We start from the raw sequence: 14,321 nt of genomic DNA on the forward strand, positions 1-14,321 counted from the left end.
TAAACTATGAAGAGCGATCAATTATGAACTAGGGAAAAAAACCAGTTTCTCTTAAAATGGTTGTATATCTATCTTAAGTGTAAGTTTAGTATCATGTAATCCTAGATTCTTAGCCTTCTTGGTACACCTTTTTCATCCAATCAAGGATTCCTGCTTTCTCCTGTATGCGCAATTCCTCCACATCCTGTATGCATATTACCCGTCCATCCTTAATGGCCACCATAGTGTCAAGAATGGGCTCCACTTCTTCGATTTCATGCGTGGTAATTAACACCGTTTGCTTTTCAATATCAATAAAGGAAATTAACCCTTTAATAATCGAATCGCGAACGAGCGGATCCAACCCGGAAAGCGGTTCATCCATGAGGATAATGGGAACATCGCGGGCTAGGGTAAGGACAATCTTCAGGCGACCGCGATTTCCTTTAGATAAGTTCTTGATCTTTTGACTGCGATCCAGCTTCATAAATGACAAGATTTCATTTGCCTTTTCAGGTCTGAAATCGGCAAATTGAGAGTGGGAATAGTCAACCATATCGCCTACGGAGAAAAAAGGGTAGAAGCCATCCGATTCCGAAAGATAGGAGACAATTTGACTAATTCTCCGCGAAGCCGCTTTGCCATTTACCAAAATCTCACCTGAAGAAGGTTTTGCCAATCCGGCAATCAACTTTAGTGTCGTAGATTTTCCACTGCCATTCTCTCCGATGATTCCAATCACTTTTCCCGTTGGCAGGGAAAACGACACCTCTTTTAATGCGTGTTTTGTTCCATATCGTTTGGAAACCTGCTTAAATTCAATCATGCTTTGTGTCCCCCTCTTTTTGAAGATATTCCTGCAACCCCTCGACCATTTCCCGATCAGAATAGCCCATTTCTCGCATATCATTGATAAATTGGATAACTTGCTTTTCCTTTAAATTTTCCCTTAAGGAGGATAAGATGTTCTCCTCTTCTGTCACGAAGGTTCCCTGTCCTCTCCTTGTTTCTACGATGCCCATCCTCTCGAGTTCACTGTAGGTTCGTTGCACGGTGTTTGGATTCACGCCAGACGAGATCGCCATTTCCCGAACGGAAGGGAGCTTTTCCCCTGCGGAAAGCTCTTTACGAACAATCTGGTGGCTAATCCGCTCAATCAATTGCAGATAAATTGGTTTTGATGGATTAAACTCTTCCCCCATGGCCTACACCTCAACCTTGCGATCCAGCATCCAGCTTGAAATCCAAAATAGTAGAGCTGCCAGAATAAGATGAAATACATAAATTCCTGCATAAACCACATCAAAATGCATCAGATGCAGAAGGTTGTTGGTTGAAAGAGGGATTGCGCCCCAGTGTGTTAATTGGTTATAAAACCATGTTCCTTCAAGCGTACCCCAGAGACGAGGACCAATGAAGATGATGAAAAGGATAATCAATATGCGCCATTTGCCGAGCTTCTGTTTCGAAACAATTTCGATCATGGAGAATAATAAAGTCCAGAAACCCAGGTAGATCGAAGCAAGAATGATATGAATCAGCATGAAAATCCCCGTAGCCCATATTTGCTCTGTAGTCACATCGACGATCCCTGAGTTGATCTGCCATGCATAAAGAGCAAACAAACAGGCCAAAAAGAGAGAAAAACACAGCGCCGCAAAGCCGTTCAGTAATTTCGCCGTAAGAAGGGTACTCCCGGGAAGGGGATTGTGCAGCCAAAGATGCATCGTATGTTTTTCACGTTGCAAACTGATTCCTAGATAAATGGGGAGATAGATGATATGCCCCATTAACAACATGGAAGACATAGGAATAAGAATCCCCGGGTGGGTTTTCCCCGACATATAAAAGCCAAATCCCATAAAAACAGCCATCATCAAAAAGGCAATCAATGCCGCCGTACGACCTAACCTAAATTCCTTACGTACTAAACCAGACCAAGCACTCAATGAAAACACCCCATTTTGTATTTGTGAATTAGTGTATTAGTGATATAGTACACGGTAACAGAACAGTTGTCAAACCATAAAAAAAAATTTGGTTCCTGACTTATGAACACTTTGTGAAATGCGTAATAAATAAAATTTTCTGATCAGTTATTTGATACAATAGAAATGAAATAAGAAAATCCTATTAGTATAGGGTTAACATGAAAAAGAGTGGAGGGGTTATTTTGAACATTAGAGAGATTGAACTTCCTGGTATTGGGAAGAAATTTGAAATTGAAACACGTGATAAGGAGAAGATCGTGATTATCATTCATGATGATGGACGAAGAGAGATCTACCATTTTGACCGGGATGATTATGAGGAGCCGATCTCCAACTTTACCTTAACAGATACAGAATCGCGGCAATTGGCGGCCATTGTAGGTGGCATGATATATAAGCCACAAGCGCTGGAAACCATTGAGGTAGCCCTAAATGATTTGGTGATTGAGTGGTTTAAGGTTGAACCAGGGGCCAAAGCGGTTGGCAGATCGATCGGGGAAATGCAGATTCGCCAAGTTTACGATGTTTCTATGATTGGAGTGATTCGCAAGAGCAAGCAAAATTTGATTAATCCGGGTCCGGAAACGATCATTCAAGGGGAAGATACGGTCGTTGTTTCCGGGGAAAGAAAAAATTTAAAACGGTTTGTCCATGAAGTTCTGGCGAAAGGGGACACATAGTATCGATGATAGATCCATTGGTATTAGAAGTTGGTACTGCCCTCGTTCTTGTGTCCCTGGCCGCTGTACTTGCTGGAAGGTTTAAATTTTCGGTGATCCCCTTTTTTATTTTGATCGGCATGATCGTTGGTCCACATGCCCCCTCTTTTGGAACCATTAACTTCCAATTCATCGCCAGTTCAGAAATCATTCACTTTTTTGGACGGGTTGGTGTTCTTTTCCTTCTGTTTTATCTAGGCATTGAATTCTCTGTAAGCAAGATTATCCGTTCCGGACGAAATATTGCAGTGGGCGGCTCGATCCATGTACTAATGAATTTTGGCTCCGGGCTTTTGTTTGGGTATCTGCTTGGTTTTCCCCTTGCAGAAATATTGATCATTGCAGGGATGTTCACCGTAACTTCATCGGCAATCATTGCCAAAGTATTGGTGGATTATCGCAGGACAGCCAATCCAGAAACAGAACTGATTCTTGGGATTGTCATGTTCGATGATTTATTCTTAGCTGTTTACCTTTCCTTGATTTCCGGTCTTGTTCTTGGCGAATCCACATCCCTTATGGGTACATTAGGATCTGTAGCCATTGCCTTCGGCTATATGCTTCTCTTTTTTATTATCGCAAGAAAAGGCACCTCTCTATTAAATCGACTCTTAAATGTTCGTTCGGATGAGATTTTCATCTTAATTATCTTTGGATCGTTGTTTTTTGTTGCCGGGTTCTCGGAAACGATTCATGTTGCCGAAGCGGTGGGCGCTTTGCTGCTTGGATTAGTCTACTCAGAGACAGAACACCGCGAACGGATTGAACGATTAATTGTCCCTTTCCGTGATTTCTTCGGCGCGTTCTTCTTTTTCAGCTTTGGACTTGGAATTGATCCTTTCTCCTTGGGTGAGGCGATTTGGTTAGCGCTTGGGGCAGTATTGATAACGATTATTATTAATATCACAGCAGGGCTGATAGCCGGAAGAAACGCCGGGCTTTCCTATAAAGCTTCTTCCAATATTGGTTTGACGATCGTTTCTCGGGGGGAACTTACGATTGTCGTAGCCAACCTTGGAATTGCCGCTGGCTTGCTGCCGATTATCAAACCTTTTTCCGCCTTGTATGTTTTGATCCTAGCCTCCATTGGACCCATCCTGACGAAGGAGTCGAAAAACATTTACAATCTGGCAGTGAAGATTCTCCCTACCAAAAAGAAAAAGGTAGTCGAACAAAAATCGCAAGAAGGATAAACAAGAGCCCCAAGGAATCTTTGCATATTTCCTTGGGGCATCTCATTTTTATCGTTCTTTTACTGATCCTTCGATTCGCTTCTGATCCGGATCCTCGGTGATATCTTCCACGATGTTTCTTGTTGAACTGCGAAATTCGCGAAGTGTGTCCCCTAGGGCTCGTCCAATTTGCGGAAGTTTGCTCGGTCCAAAGACGATGAGGGCAATCACTAAAATAATAATTAATCCGGGGATTCCGATATTATTGATCATACGAGTATCCCGCCATTCTTGCTATATTTAATAATTCCTTCTGCCGTTCGATAGGATAAGGCCCCTACAGTTCCCGTCGGATTATATCCACTATTATGTGGGAAGGAAGAGGCGCCAACGACAAACACATTTTCCGCATCCCATAACTGTCCATAGTTATTGATAGCTGAAGAATCTGGACTTGCTCCCATGATCACTCCGCCGGTGTTATGTGTGGACTGGTAGGGAACGATATCGTATGGTCCAAGATCTTTCGCTACCTGAATGAGATCTGCCCCCATTTCCTTCATGATCTCCCCACATCTTTCTGCCAGAAAAGCAGCTAATTGCCGATCCTGCTCTTCAAAGTCGAAAGTAAGGCGAATCAGCGGATCTCCAAATACATCCTTATATTCGGGATCCAGATCGAGGTAATGATGTTGAAATGGCATACTGGCTCCCTGTCCGGATACAGACAATGTTCGATTGTAATATTTAATGGAGTTGGCTTTAAATTCTTTCCCCCAGGTTGGTGTTCCTTTCGGGACTGAATTGGAAGCGATCGGTCTTTTTCCTGTTTGACTGATTCGGATCCCGCCCCCGTGAATAAAGTTTAGGTTGGCGTGATCAAAGTTATCTCCATTGTAGTCATCAATGGTCACTCCAAGGGCACCCGCGCCAGCAAAATTATTAAATTCCATGTTCTCATAAAAACCTAATGCATTTCCTTTTTGCACTTGATAGGCATAGTTCTTACCGATCACGCCTGTCCCTGTTTTTGGGTCATAAGGGCGGCCGAGCTTGGAATTTAGTAATAAACGGACATTATTAAATACATAGCTGGTAAGAACAACGATATCCGCAGGCTGTTCAATTTCTTCACCTGTTGTGACGTCCGTGTACAGAACGCCTGTCGCCTTGTTTCCAGTATGTAATATACGCCGCACATAGGAGTGAGTACGAATTTGAAACTTCCCGGTCTTGTTGGCTACCGGGATGACGGTGACAACCGGATCAGCCTTGGCTCCATACTCACATCCAAAACGTTCGCAAAAACCGCAATACTGGCACGCCGTCCGGGCAATTCCATCGGGATTCGTGTAGGCTTCCGAAAGGTTCGCCGATGGGGTTGCATAGGGGTGGAGATTTAATTTTTTCGTTGCATCTTGAAACATCTTCATTTGGGGAGAGTATTTCATCGGAGGGGTCGGATATTTATCAGAACGCTTTCCTCCAAGTGGATTCTCTTCACCTGAGATGCCCGCCATTTTCTCAAAGGCATCAAAGTAAGGCTCCATTTCATCGTAAGTAATACCCCAATCCTGAATGGTCATTCCGGCTGGGATTTTATTTTTTCCGTACCGCTCAACCGTTTTGCTTTGAATCTGAAAATCATATGGCAAAAAGCGATAGGTTTGTCCATTCCAATGAACTCCTGCGCCCCCAAGTCCGTCTCCTAACAGAAAAGAACCATATTGGCGCATCGGCAAGGCGCGAACCTTTTCGTTGCTGCGAAAGGTGACGGTTTCTTTGGAAAGATCCTGAAATAATTCATATCGATAAGCATAACGAAGTTCATCATGAACCATAAAATAGTCTTCTGTTTTTCTTTCTTTTCCTCGTTCCAGTCCGACAACCTGGAGACCTTGTTTGGCTAATTCTGCGGCAATGATTCCTCCGGCCCAACCTACTCCGACAATGACAACATCGACTTTTGGCAGTTTTTTTGCCATCTTCTCACCTCATTTCCCTAATGCTGAACATGATCTTTCAGACTTTTTGGCGGTATTTTTGCTAATTTTTCGTCTTCAATAATATCGGTATATGCCATCTGGTTCCCAGGGAAGTTTTTCATTTTCCAACCGTCCATATTTCGGTTTCCTCCGTATAGTGGATCTGCATAGACCCCTTGGATGGTAGCTGTACGAAGCGTATTGAAGAAGCCGCTGGGAGAAATGGTTGTAATCTTTACTTCATCATTTTGAAAAGCAGTTAGGACTTCATCTTGCTGTTCACCCGTTAATTCATAGAACCTCTTTTGGTATTTGGACCTGCTATAATTATTCATTTCTTGGAGGGCAATGTCGAAGATTTCCCGACGTTTCAAACGTCCCTGGTAACCCTGTACTGCCTCCCCTTTGTAAAAAGGTCCTTGCATATAATCCCTAGCATTGAATCCCCAGTCACCACTTAATTGATGATCAATAAAGTAAGCGACACCCAGATCCTTGGCCCCGGGCCCAATTTCATCCGCTGGGAAGATCCGTTCCGTAGCTGCTTCTACCGTTCGAAATTGTTCGATCGTAAAGAACATCAAGGCCTGGTTATAATCTGTAGTCGGCCCAGCAGCTTGTGAAGGATTGTTTTCTTGTACAGGTCTACCTAATAGATTTCCAACAATCCCTCCAAGGATTGCGCCTCCCACCACATAACCCGAGTTTTTCAGGAATTTTCTTCGTGTTACCGATGATGGATTTTGGTCTTTTGATTCTTCCTCATTATGAATAGACATATATACACCTCCAGTCCTTATCTTTTTGTACAAAATAGTTCATTGTTAAACAAGGTATAAAAAAATAAAAATATGTTGTTTATAAAATTGGTTAAACTTGGGAATATCTAACGATAAGTTTGATCAAGGGAGGTACCATATGAAGGCAAACAAATGGATCATCACCAGTTTTCTATTAGGAAGTATCATGGTTTTGAATACGGCTTGTGGAACGAACCAGGATGATCAGAATGCAGCAGGAGCTACCATGTCGAAAAGCTCTGATAATCACCAGGAGATAACGAAAATACCTAGTGAAGATGGTGGGGAAAGTGAACATGATTTTCCTTTAGAGACAAAGAATCACCAAGGGGAGTCATCGTACGGAATGGGCACCACTGTTTATAGCATGATCGGCAGTTCAGGATTACACACGGAAGGATTATCCTCCCATTTGGAATCAAGATTAAATGGGACAGGGATTGGGGGCATCACCGTTTTGGTTATGGATGATGCCGTGGTTTTGGGCCAAGTGAAAAAAGAAGTTACTTCAAACCGCTATGATACAACACAGAACAAACTGATTAATGGGAATGAGGGCACCTCTGCAGTAGGGCCTGATACAAGAATTGAGGGAACGGGAACCCTTGGTACAATGGACAAAGGCATGTATAATATGCCGCAGGCATTAAAGGAGATTCGGGATTTGTTGGGTGAGGATGTGCGGATTTTGTCAGTGACAGACCCTGCTGCCGTATCTGCGATTGATCGGGTAAAGAAGAATTTTCATTCCCCTAATATTCCGGCTGAACAAATTGCAAATGATATATCCCTGATTATTAAGAATGCGAAAACGGTCGAAGAAAAGAGATAAAGGGCTTCTTGTGAAGCTCTTTTTCAATGAATGGGCTTGCCATCAGAGACCCCTGCACAGCATTTGTTACTTTCGCCGAACCACCTGAATTTGTTTTCTTTGGTTTGCTGTTAAAGGTAAACTGTATCCGTAGTCCCCTTTACCTCTGTTGTCTTTGATCGCTCCCCTTCTTACTGTCCCTGAATGGGCTGGCGGCAGGGCGACCCTTAATCCAAAGGTATTCATCACCGTTCCAATGGGATTAGCAATGGCAACTCCTCCACCACCTGCAAAGTTAAGGCCTACTGCCCAATTATCACCTGAACGCAGCCAGACAGATCCAGAATCGCCGGGAATGCTTTGCCCACGAATGACAAGTTGATTACGGAAGAGAAGAACAGCTCCCCCCACTTCTGGATAAGGACCGACTCTTTGGTCTACATTCACCGATTCAACCACACCCGTTCCGAATCCGGAAGTACGTCCTGTTTTGTATACATTCTCTCCGACCCGTACGGAATTCAAATGACCAGGTACGATAATCGTTCTCCACGTGCCGAGGACAGGTCTGAGATACCTTGGTTCAAGTATAGTATTGGAGACCCCTCTGACAATCGCAGCATCCATAAAGTTTACTTGATTTGCCCTTAGTGGAACGTATTCGGCAGCTCTACCAAACACATCATTTGGATTAAACGTACTGCCCTCCTCAAAAGGGCCTGGCTGATACATATTGGGGGCGAACTGATTGTCACGAATCGCAACGTGATTGTTTGTTAAGAGAAATAATTGGCCATTTCTAATCGTGACTAAACCTCCTGTACCAATGGAGGATGAATTGGTGTTGACCAAATAGCCGATACTCACCCCACCAGGGATCGGGCGGAATCTGCGCTGGGGAACGATTTGACTAGCATATGCCCTTCTTCTTTGTATACCGATTTGTCCTTTGAAATTTCGTTTCTTTCTCGCCATCAAGGCAGGATGCGGGCGAGGCAATCCTGCTTCAATAATTCGAGTTGGCATCCGGGTATCCATTAATCTAGATAGAGCTCGGCTCACATCTGCTGTTACAACATTTCGATGCGTGTAAACAATAATAGCTCCGCCGCGACTTGGTCTTTTTGGATCCGCATGCCCAACCCCTACCCCAATAACCTCCGGGTTTTTGAGCAATTGCAGGGAGATCTTATTTTTTTGCAAATGTGCTACGCGCATACTGGCCATCTGCATTCTCCTCTCTAGGTTTGAACACTACAGCGTATGTCACGGTATCATTCCAAGAATCGTCGTATGCCTACCTGTATAGGAAAATAGTCATATCACCAGGAGGAGAGAATTTGGATTCCAGCCTAGGGCAGATAACTATTTTTACTCATACTTTGTTAGGGATTAAATCCGCAGAGGAGGAAATGAAATTGATTAATCACGTAGTCCAGCCTGGAGAGAACCTATGGTCCATAGCGTCGAGATACGGAATCAGCGTTCAGCAAATTATGCGTGCCAATGAGATTACCAACCCCAATATGGTCTTTGTCGGTACGGTCCTCCAAATCCCAGTCGGCCCTTATCCCATCGGGCACCCCACCCCATCACCTGGGCCTGGTTCAAACCAATCGTTGGAGCGACGGGTTAGCGCCTTGGAGCGTGAAGTCAATCAGCTGAATCGCCGGGTCGATAACTTGGAGACGCGAGTGCGTCGATTGGAAACATAAATGCATCAATGTCTGCCGTGATGCGGTTCTCTAATATAGAGGGCCGATTTTTTTGTTCAATTGCTGACCAGGACAGGCAAGTATTTGGTGGGAATTATATATATTTATTAACACGATAATGATATGTTATAATACAAAAATCTTTAGTTGGAGAAGGAGGTGAGGAAACATGCAAACAAATGTTGAAACCAATGCTGCGAAACAACCTGCTAGAGGCAAGGCGAAATGGGCAGTATGGGGAATTGTTTTTTTAGCAGTAGCATTTATCGGTCTATACTTTGTAAAATGGAACCCGTACTTTCATAAAGCCTTCCTGGCTGCCAACACCCACGATATTGGTGCATCGATTGTGAGCGGGAAGGATAATGGTGCGCCTGCACCTTCTTGGAATGCAGCTTGGGGCTATGCTGTTACCTATTTTCTAGCGATTTGGAAAGCGGCATTGCTTGGAATTGTGTTAGGTTCATTGGTGCAAGTGTTGATTCCGCAAAACTGGTTGGTTCGTGTATTCGGTTCGAAATCATTCCGCAGTACAGCAGTTGCAGGGGTTTCTTCCCTGCCAGGCATGATGTGAACATGCTGTGCCGCACCGCTGGCCGTGAGCCTGCGTAAACGATTTGCATCTGTCGGGGCTGCGTTAGCCTTCTGGTTAGGAAATCCCGTATTAAACCCGGCAACCCTTATTTTTATGGGGTTTGTGTTAGGTTGGGATTTCACCGCTTTACGGATTGTATTTGGCTTGCTTCTTGTGTTTGGTGTTTCCTATTTTGCTAATCGCTTTGTGAACGAGGAGTCTTTGGAAATGGATGATGAATTTTTGGAGCTTCCGAAACATGCCGAAGACAGTCATCGTTCCTTGTTTGTCCGCTGGATCTCCTCTATGTGGTCCTTGTTTATTGGTGTACTTCCAGCGTATATCATCACCGTTCTTGCTTTAGGAGCTGCCAGAGCATGGATCTTCCCATCGGTTAGCCCCGCTTGGAGCAATAGCATTTTTGCGATGATCGGTTTTGCCATTGTCGGAACTTTGTTTGTGATCCCAACGGCTGCTGAGATCCCGATCGTTAAAACAATGATGTCCTATGGTCTGGGATCTGGACCTGCAACGGTCCTCATGATGACCTTGCCGGCAATTAGTTTACCTTCTCTATTAATGGTGAGGAAGGTTTTCCCTACAAAGGTATTGCTGTTTATAACCGGTATGGTGATGTGTATAGGGCTAGTCACAGGATTGGTAGCAATGATGATTATGTAGTGGATTTGGATGGAGCCGTCCTGCAATATGGCAGGACGGACTTCCTCAAAAAACCATACACAATTTGTAATGACTGACATACTTTTAAAGTTGAAAAATAGATATTCATATGGTAACTTATATAGTGCTAACAATATTTGAATTTGGCCCCGTAGCTCAGGGGATAGAGCTGCAGTTTCCTAAACTGTGAGTCGGATGTTCGAATCATCTCGGGGCCGCCATACATATCAATAAAATCAAGGGTGTAACTGTATTAACGGTTATACCCTTTTTTCATGAAACAGCTTTGAAGATCGCCCACACAGCCGTGGATATTATTTAAGAGGGGCATATAAAAAAGCAAACTCCTTCACTAATTGTAAGGAGTTTGTTGTGTCCTATTCTCTATTTTCTTGCTAATTCTTCCCTGTCAACGGATTGAGGTGGTTGTTCCATCCATCCATGCTTTATCATAAGATTTGCTCCATCTTCGGCATATTGTCCAATTTCTGCATTTAGCCGAAGGTAATGAGCAACTAAATCTCTTCTCGTACTCGTTGCTATGGCCGCTCCATAGTTTCCCATTCCTGCAGCAGATAAAGCCGAAGCATGGAATAACATTAATTTATCAGAAAATGGTGGAATTGTGGCATCCGTTACATCAGCATCGGAAGAAACCGGTGATGGAAGATCATTATCAGTGAGGAGTGAACCAAAAATCTCTATATGTTTTGCTGAAATCTTTTTACCTCTCACCATGTAATCTCGTACATCAGCGGTTTTTGCTACTTGACTAAACCCCATCACGAGTGCCTTTCCAATCTCATTTGTTTGTATATTGTGCCAAAGTTGTGCAATTTCCATTGAAAGTAGTGGTTTCCGCTCTCCAAACCAACCTTTTAAAAAGCTCTGGTCTTTTACGAAATCCACTTTTTTTGGTGTAGTAATGTAAGGTGGTCTAACCAACAGCCCCTTCTCCAGTAATAAATCGACTGTTTTATTTTGTAATTCCGTGCTGGAAGCAATACATTCTGAAAAATAAGCTCGTACATCTGACCTCGAAACCATACCTAGAGAGACCCCATAGGACGGAATCCCGATCTTGGTCATGTGAAAAACATATTGTATATGAAACATATCTGAAAATAATCGTGGTGCCTTTAAGGATACATCCTCATTAGTAAATCCAAGAGGAATGGGATAGTTCTCGTGTTCGAACATTTCCTTAATCGTTTCAACGTGTTTTTGGGAAAGCTGCAAGGCAAAACCAATAATTTCTTTCATTTGTGTATCCTCTGTTTTCTCAAACATATATCGAAGGACACATGTAGACAGGCTGTCATTTATGTAATTTATCCATAGATGCGCTATCTCTGCTGATGTAAGCTTTATGTTATGTGCTGTTTGCATATTTGACCTCCATATTTTGTCCAAGTAAATAAAGTATTTCACTTAGACTTATATAAAATGTAAATATAACTTTGTGCTGATCCAGCTTATTGACATTTTCTATCAAAGAGAGTATAGTTTCCTTCGTAAATAGTTACCTTAGGTAACTATTATTTTTATTTTGCGATTTTTAAAGGTGGGGTGTGAATTGCAGGGTTTTTTTCAACGTTATTTGATGCTTTACCGGCCTCTAATTACAAAGTTGAATGATCTATTGGCTGAATATGACTTGTCCTACTCATTGTGGACGGTGATTTTTTACGTAAAGAATAATAAAAAAACATTGCTTGTTGATATTTCCAATCACTTCAATGTTGAGAAGCCTACAATTACGCGATCAGTTAAACGCTTGGAGGAGAAAGGGCTGGTGATGCAAGTGCCTGGAAAAGACAAGCGGGAAAAGATTATACAGCTGACCGAGGTAGGGGAAGAGATTTATCAGACCTGTCGTCAAAAGATAACGGAATTGGAATTTGAGGTAATGAAGGGAATTTCCAAGGAAGAACAAGAAGCTGCATTTCGACTCCTGCCAAAGTTACGAGAAAATATTATAAACGAAGAAGGTAGACAGAATGAATAATGAGAAATTGTGGACCAAGGATTTTTTAATTGTTTCCACAGCTAATTTCTTCCTGTATCTTACATTTTACTTATTAATGGCTGTTATTACGTTATATGCAACAGAAACATTTGAAGCTCCACCTAGTGTGGCTGGTCTTGCATCTGGGATTTTTGTGATTGGGGCTCTTGTTGCACGGCTCTTTGCGGGCAGATCCATTGAACGGATTGGGCGCAAGAAATTGCTTTACACTGGCTTTGTCTTTACTCTGGTCATCACCCTACTATACTTTGTTGTAAATAATTTGCCCTTTTTATTAATTATTCGTTTCTTAAATGGTGCGGCATTTGGCTTGGCCTCCACGGCAACAGGTACAATCGTAGCCAGTATAATTCCAAGCGGGCGACGTGGAGAAGGAATTGGTTATTATGCATTAAGTCTTACGCTTGCAGCTGCAATCGGTCCGTTTTTGGGAATGTTTTTATCAGAGCATGCGGGCTTTAGCATGAACTTTATTTTATGTTCGATCCTGCTGGTGATTAGCTTTGTTGCTTCTCTTTTCTTAAAAATCCCCAAAATAGAATTAACAAAAGAAGAACTTGGAAAAATGCAAAGCTTTAAGTTAAGCAGTTTCTTTGAACCCAATGCGATTCCCATTGCAATGATTAGTGCTTTTTTAGGCTTGGGTTATTCCAGTGTGCTCTCCTTTCTTACATCATATTCTAAAGAGCTTGATTTAGTGGATGTGGCTAGCTTCTTCTTTATTGCCTATGCTGCAGCGGTTTTAGTATCAAGACCGTTTACAGGCAGATGGTTCGATACGAAAGGCGAAAACTTTGTGATGTATCCATCGTTCTTGTTATTTGGCGTTGGCTTGGTCATCCTAAGCCAAGTTCATCAAGGATTTTTCCTTCTATTAGCAGGTGTCTTTGTCGGTCTTGGATACGGAACATTGTCGGCAAGCGCCCAGGCTATTGCCATAAAGGTCTCTCCAAAGAAACGGGCAGGGTTAGCAACCTCTACCTACTATATTTTCCTCGATGGAGGGATCGGCGTGGGACCATTCATCTTAGGCTTGCTCATCCCAACCATTGGTTACCGTGGGCTATATGTGTCCATGGCAGTCGTAATGATTGCTTGTATTTTTCTTTATCAATATCTTCATGGCAGAAGAACTGTTCGTTCTGAAGAGATTTCTGAGATGCATACACGACAAGCGGATGCAGGATAAAACATTATCTCCTTCCGGTGTTTTTCTTTAAGGCGATGGGCCCTTACCCATTTTCCAACCCAATAGGTAGGCAACTGCATAGGATAAAAGGGTAAACATGAGACCCTGGGAGGAGAAACAATATGTACTACTGTCAATCATGTTATCCCCATCAATGGCAAAATCAAATGAACGGCCATTACGATCATTGGCGTAATAACTGGGCCCCTTATTATCAACAATGGAACAACATGTACTGGAACTATCACTCCAAGGAGCAACAGACTGCATTGCGAGATTATGGACCAAACCCGTTTGTGGTTAATATCGATCAAGCGACAAAGCAAAACAATAATTACCGCACAGCTTTATGGACGGGTAAATACTTTCAGGTAACCCTTATGAGTATTAATGTGGGAGAAGACATCGGGTTAGAAATCCATCCGACGACAGATCAATTTATACGTATTGAACAAGGGCAGGCACTTGTGCAAATGGGTGATACAAAAAATAACTTAGATTTTCAGCAGATGGCCTATGACGGATATGCTATTATGATCCCAGCTGGAAAATGGCATAATGTTACGAATACGGGAAATGTACCGCTTAAGGTTTACGTGATCTACGCACCGCCTCATCATCCTTTTGGTACCGTTCACCAAACAAAGGCTATTGCTATGGCTGCTGAGGACTAAAA

At 42.8% G+C, this 14,321-nt stretch carries 16 protein-coding genes, 1 tRNA gene and 1 pseudogene; 10 read left to right on the top strand and 8 right to left on the bottom strand.

The annotated features are described in order from the left end of the window. Window positions 1–109: 109 nt before the first annotated feature. From J2Z37_RS11550 to J2Z37_RS11560, 3 genes are read right to left on the bottom strand one after another with little or no spacing between them, the layout of a single operon-like run. Window positions 110–805 carry an ABC transporter ATP-binding protein gene (locus J2Z37_RS11550; RefSeq protein WP_209810421.1) on the bottom strand — a complete coding sequence of 232 codons (696 nt, stop codon included), beginning with the start codon at window positions 803–805 and terminating at the stop codon, window positions 110–112. Next, a complete protein-coding gene (locus J2Z37_RS11555) occupies window positions 798–1,181 on the bottom strand; it encodes a GntR family transcriptional regulator (protein ID WP_209810422.1) in 384 nt (127 codons plus the stop codon). The genes J2Z37_RS11550 and J2Z37_RS11555 overlap by 8 nt, the downstream gene beginning before the upstream one ends. A gap of 3 nt (window positions 1,182–1,184) precedes the next feature. Continuing rightward, window positions 1,185–1,928: a hypothetical protein gene (locus tag J2Z37_RS11560; RefSeq protein ID WP_209810423.1), complete on the bottom strand. Its 744-nt coding sequence runs from the start codon at window positions 1,926–1,928 to the stop codon at window positions 1,185–1,187. A gap of 224 nt (window positions 1,929–2,152) precedes the next feature. Here J2Z37_RS11560 and J2Z37_RS11565 point away from each other — a divergent pair, with 224 nt between their 5' ends. Both J2Z37_RS11565 and J2Z37_RS11570 read left to right on the top strand, forming a co-directional pair. Next, window positions 2,153–2,650, top strand: a complete 498-nt coding sequence (locus tag J2Z37_RS11565; RefSeq protein ID WP_209810424.1) for a cation:proton antiporter regulatory subunit — start codon at window positions 2,153–2,155, stop codon at window positions 2,648–2,650. A gap of 8 nt (window positions 2,651–2,658) precedes the next feature. Next, window positions 2,659–3,882, top strand: coding sequence for a cation:proton antiporter (locus tag J2Z37_RS11570; RefSeq protein ID WP_209810576.1), 1,224 nt, complete (start codon window positions 2,659–2,661; stop codon window positions 3,880–3,882). A gap of 48 nt (window positions 3,883–3,930) precedes the next feature. On the opposite strand, the gene tatA is transcribed toward J2Z37_RS11570, so the two are convergent. The 3 genes from tatA to J2Z37_RS11585 are packed head-to-tail and all read right to left on the bottom strand — an operon-like array spanning window position 3,931 to window position 6,625. Then, window positions 3,931–4,134, bottom strand: a complete 204-nt coding sequence (tatA, locus tag J2Z37_RS11575) for a twin-arginine translocase TatA/TatE family subunit (protein ID WP_209810425.1) — start codon at window positions 4,132–4,134, stop codon at window positions 3,931–3,933. Beyond that, window positions 4,131–5,846, bottom strand: coding sequence for a GMC family oxidoreductase (locus tag J2Z37_RS11580; protein WP_209810426.1), 1,716 nt, complete (start codon window positions 5,844–5,846; stop codon window positions 4,131–4,133). Before J2Z37_RS11580 ends, tatA begins: the two co-directional genes overlap by 4 nt. Before the next feature lie 17 nt (window positions 5,847–5,863). Further along, on the bottom strand, window positions 5,864–6,625 hold the full coding sequence (locus J2Z37_RS11585; RefSeq protein WP_209810427.1) for a gluconate 2-dehydrogenase subunit 3 family protein: 762 nt from the start codon (window positions 6,623–6,625) through the stop codon (window positions 5,864–5,866). A 139-nt stretch (window positions 6,626–6,764) separates the two neighbouring features. Here J2Z37_RS11585 and J2Z37_RS11590 point away from each other — a divergent pair, with 139 nt between their 5' ends. Beyond that, the gene (locus J2Z37_RS11590; RefSeq protein ID WP_209810428.1) at window positions 6,765–7,478 is read left to right on the top strand and encodes a hypothetical protein; all 714 of its coding nucleotides are present in this window, start codon (window positions 6,765–6,767) and stop codon (window positions 7,476–7,478) included. A gap of 66 nt (window positions 7,479–7,544) precedes the next feature. Here J2Z37_RS11590 and J2Z37_RS11595 read toward each other — a convergent pair whose 3' ends face one another. Continuing rightward, entirely contained in the window at window positions 7,545–8,684 is a 1,140-nt protein-coding gene (locus J2Z37_RS11595; RefSeq protein ID WP_209810429.1) for a chymotrypsin family serine protease, read from the bottom strand. A gap of 113 nt (window positions 8,685–8,797) precedes the next feature. Between J2Z37_RS11595 and J2Z37_RS11600 the strand changes: the two genes are divergently transcribed. The 4 genes and pseudogenes from J2Z37_RS11600 to J2Z37_RS11610 all read left to right on the top strand — a co-directional run bounded on the left by J2Z37_RS11600 (window position 8,798) and on the right by J2Z37_RS11610 (window position 10,648). Continuing rightward, a complete protein-coding gene (locus J2Z37_RS11600) occupies window positions 8,798–9,172 on the top strand; it encodes a LysM peptidoglycan-binding domain-containing protein (RefSeq protein ID WP_209810430.1) in 375 nt (124 codons plus the stop codon). 169 nt (window positions 9,173–9,341) lie between these two features. After that, window positions 9,342–9,746 carry a hypothetical protein gene (locus tag J2Z37_RS26005; RefSeq protein WP_342453816.1) on the top strand — a complete coding sequence of 135 codons (405 nt, stop codon included), beginning with the start codon at window positions 9,342–9,344 and terminating at the stop codon, window positions 9,744–9,746. Window positions 9,747–9,761: 15 nt separating this feature from the next. Next, window positions 9,762–10,427: pseudogene (locus J2Z37_RS26010) on the top strand (permease); the annotation flags it as partial. A 145-nt stretch (window positions 10,428–10,572) separates the two neighbouring features. Continuing rightward, a tRNA-Arg gene (locus J2Z37_RS11610) sits at window positions 10,573–10,648 on the top strand. Window positions 10,649–10,811: 163 nt separating this feature from the next. Here the strand turns inward: J2Z37_RS11610 and J2Z37_RS11615 are convergent. Then, window positions 10,812–11,816 carry a DUF3231 family protein gene (locus J2Z37_RS11615; RefSeq protein ID WP_209810431.1) on the bottom strand — a complete coding sequence of 335 codons (1,005 nt, stop codon included), beginning with the start codon at window positions 11,814–11,816 and terminating at the stop codon, window positions 10,812–10,814. A gap of 187 nt (window positions 11,817–12,003) precedes the next feature. Here J2Z37_RS11615 and J2Z37_RS11620 point away from each other — a divergent pair, with 187 nt between their 5' ends. The 3 genes from J2Z37_RS11620 to J2Z37_RS11630 all read left to right on the top strand — a co-directional run bounded on the left by J2Z37_RS11620 (window position 12,004) and on the right by J2Z37_RS11630 (window position 14,319). Continuing rightward, window positions 12,004–12,435, top strand: coding sequence for a MarR family winged helix-turn-helix transcriptional regulator (locus J2Z37_RS11620; RefSeq protein WP_209810432.1), 432 nt, complete (start codon window positions 12,004–12,006; stop codon window positions 12,433–12,435). Then, entirely contained in the window at window positions 12,428–13,645 is a 1,218-nt protein-coding gene (locus tag J2Z37_RS11625) for an MFS transporter (RefSeq protein WP_209810433.1), read from the top strand. Before J2Z37_RS11620 ends, J2Z37_RS11625 begins: the two co-directional genes overlap by 8 nt. A 122-nt stretch (window positions 13,646–13,767) precedes the next feature. Continuing rightward, entirely contained in the window at window positions 13,768–14,319 is a 552-nt protein-coding gene (locus J2Z37_RS11630) for a cupin domain-containing protein (RefSeq protein WP_209810434.1), read from the top strand. The last annotated feature ends 2 nt before the right edge of the window (window positions 14,320–14,321 follow it).

The sequence above is a fragment of the Ammoniphilus resinae genome, from assembly GCF_017873965.1.
In the GTDB taxonomy this organism is placed as follows: domain Bacteria; phylum Bacillota; class Bacilli; order Aneurinibacillales; family RAOX-1; genus Ammoniphilus_A; species Ammoniphilus_A resinae.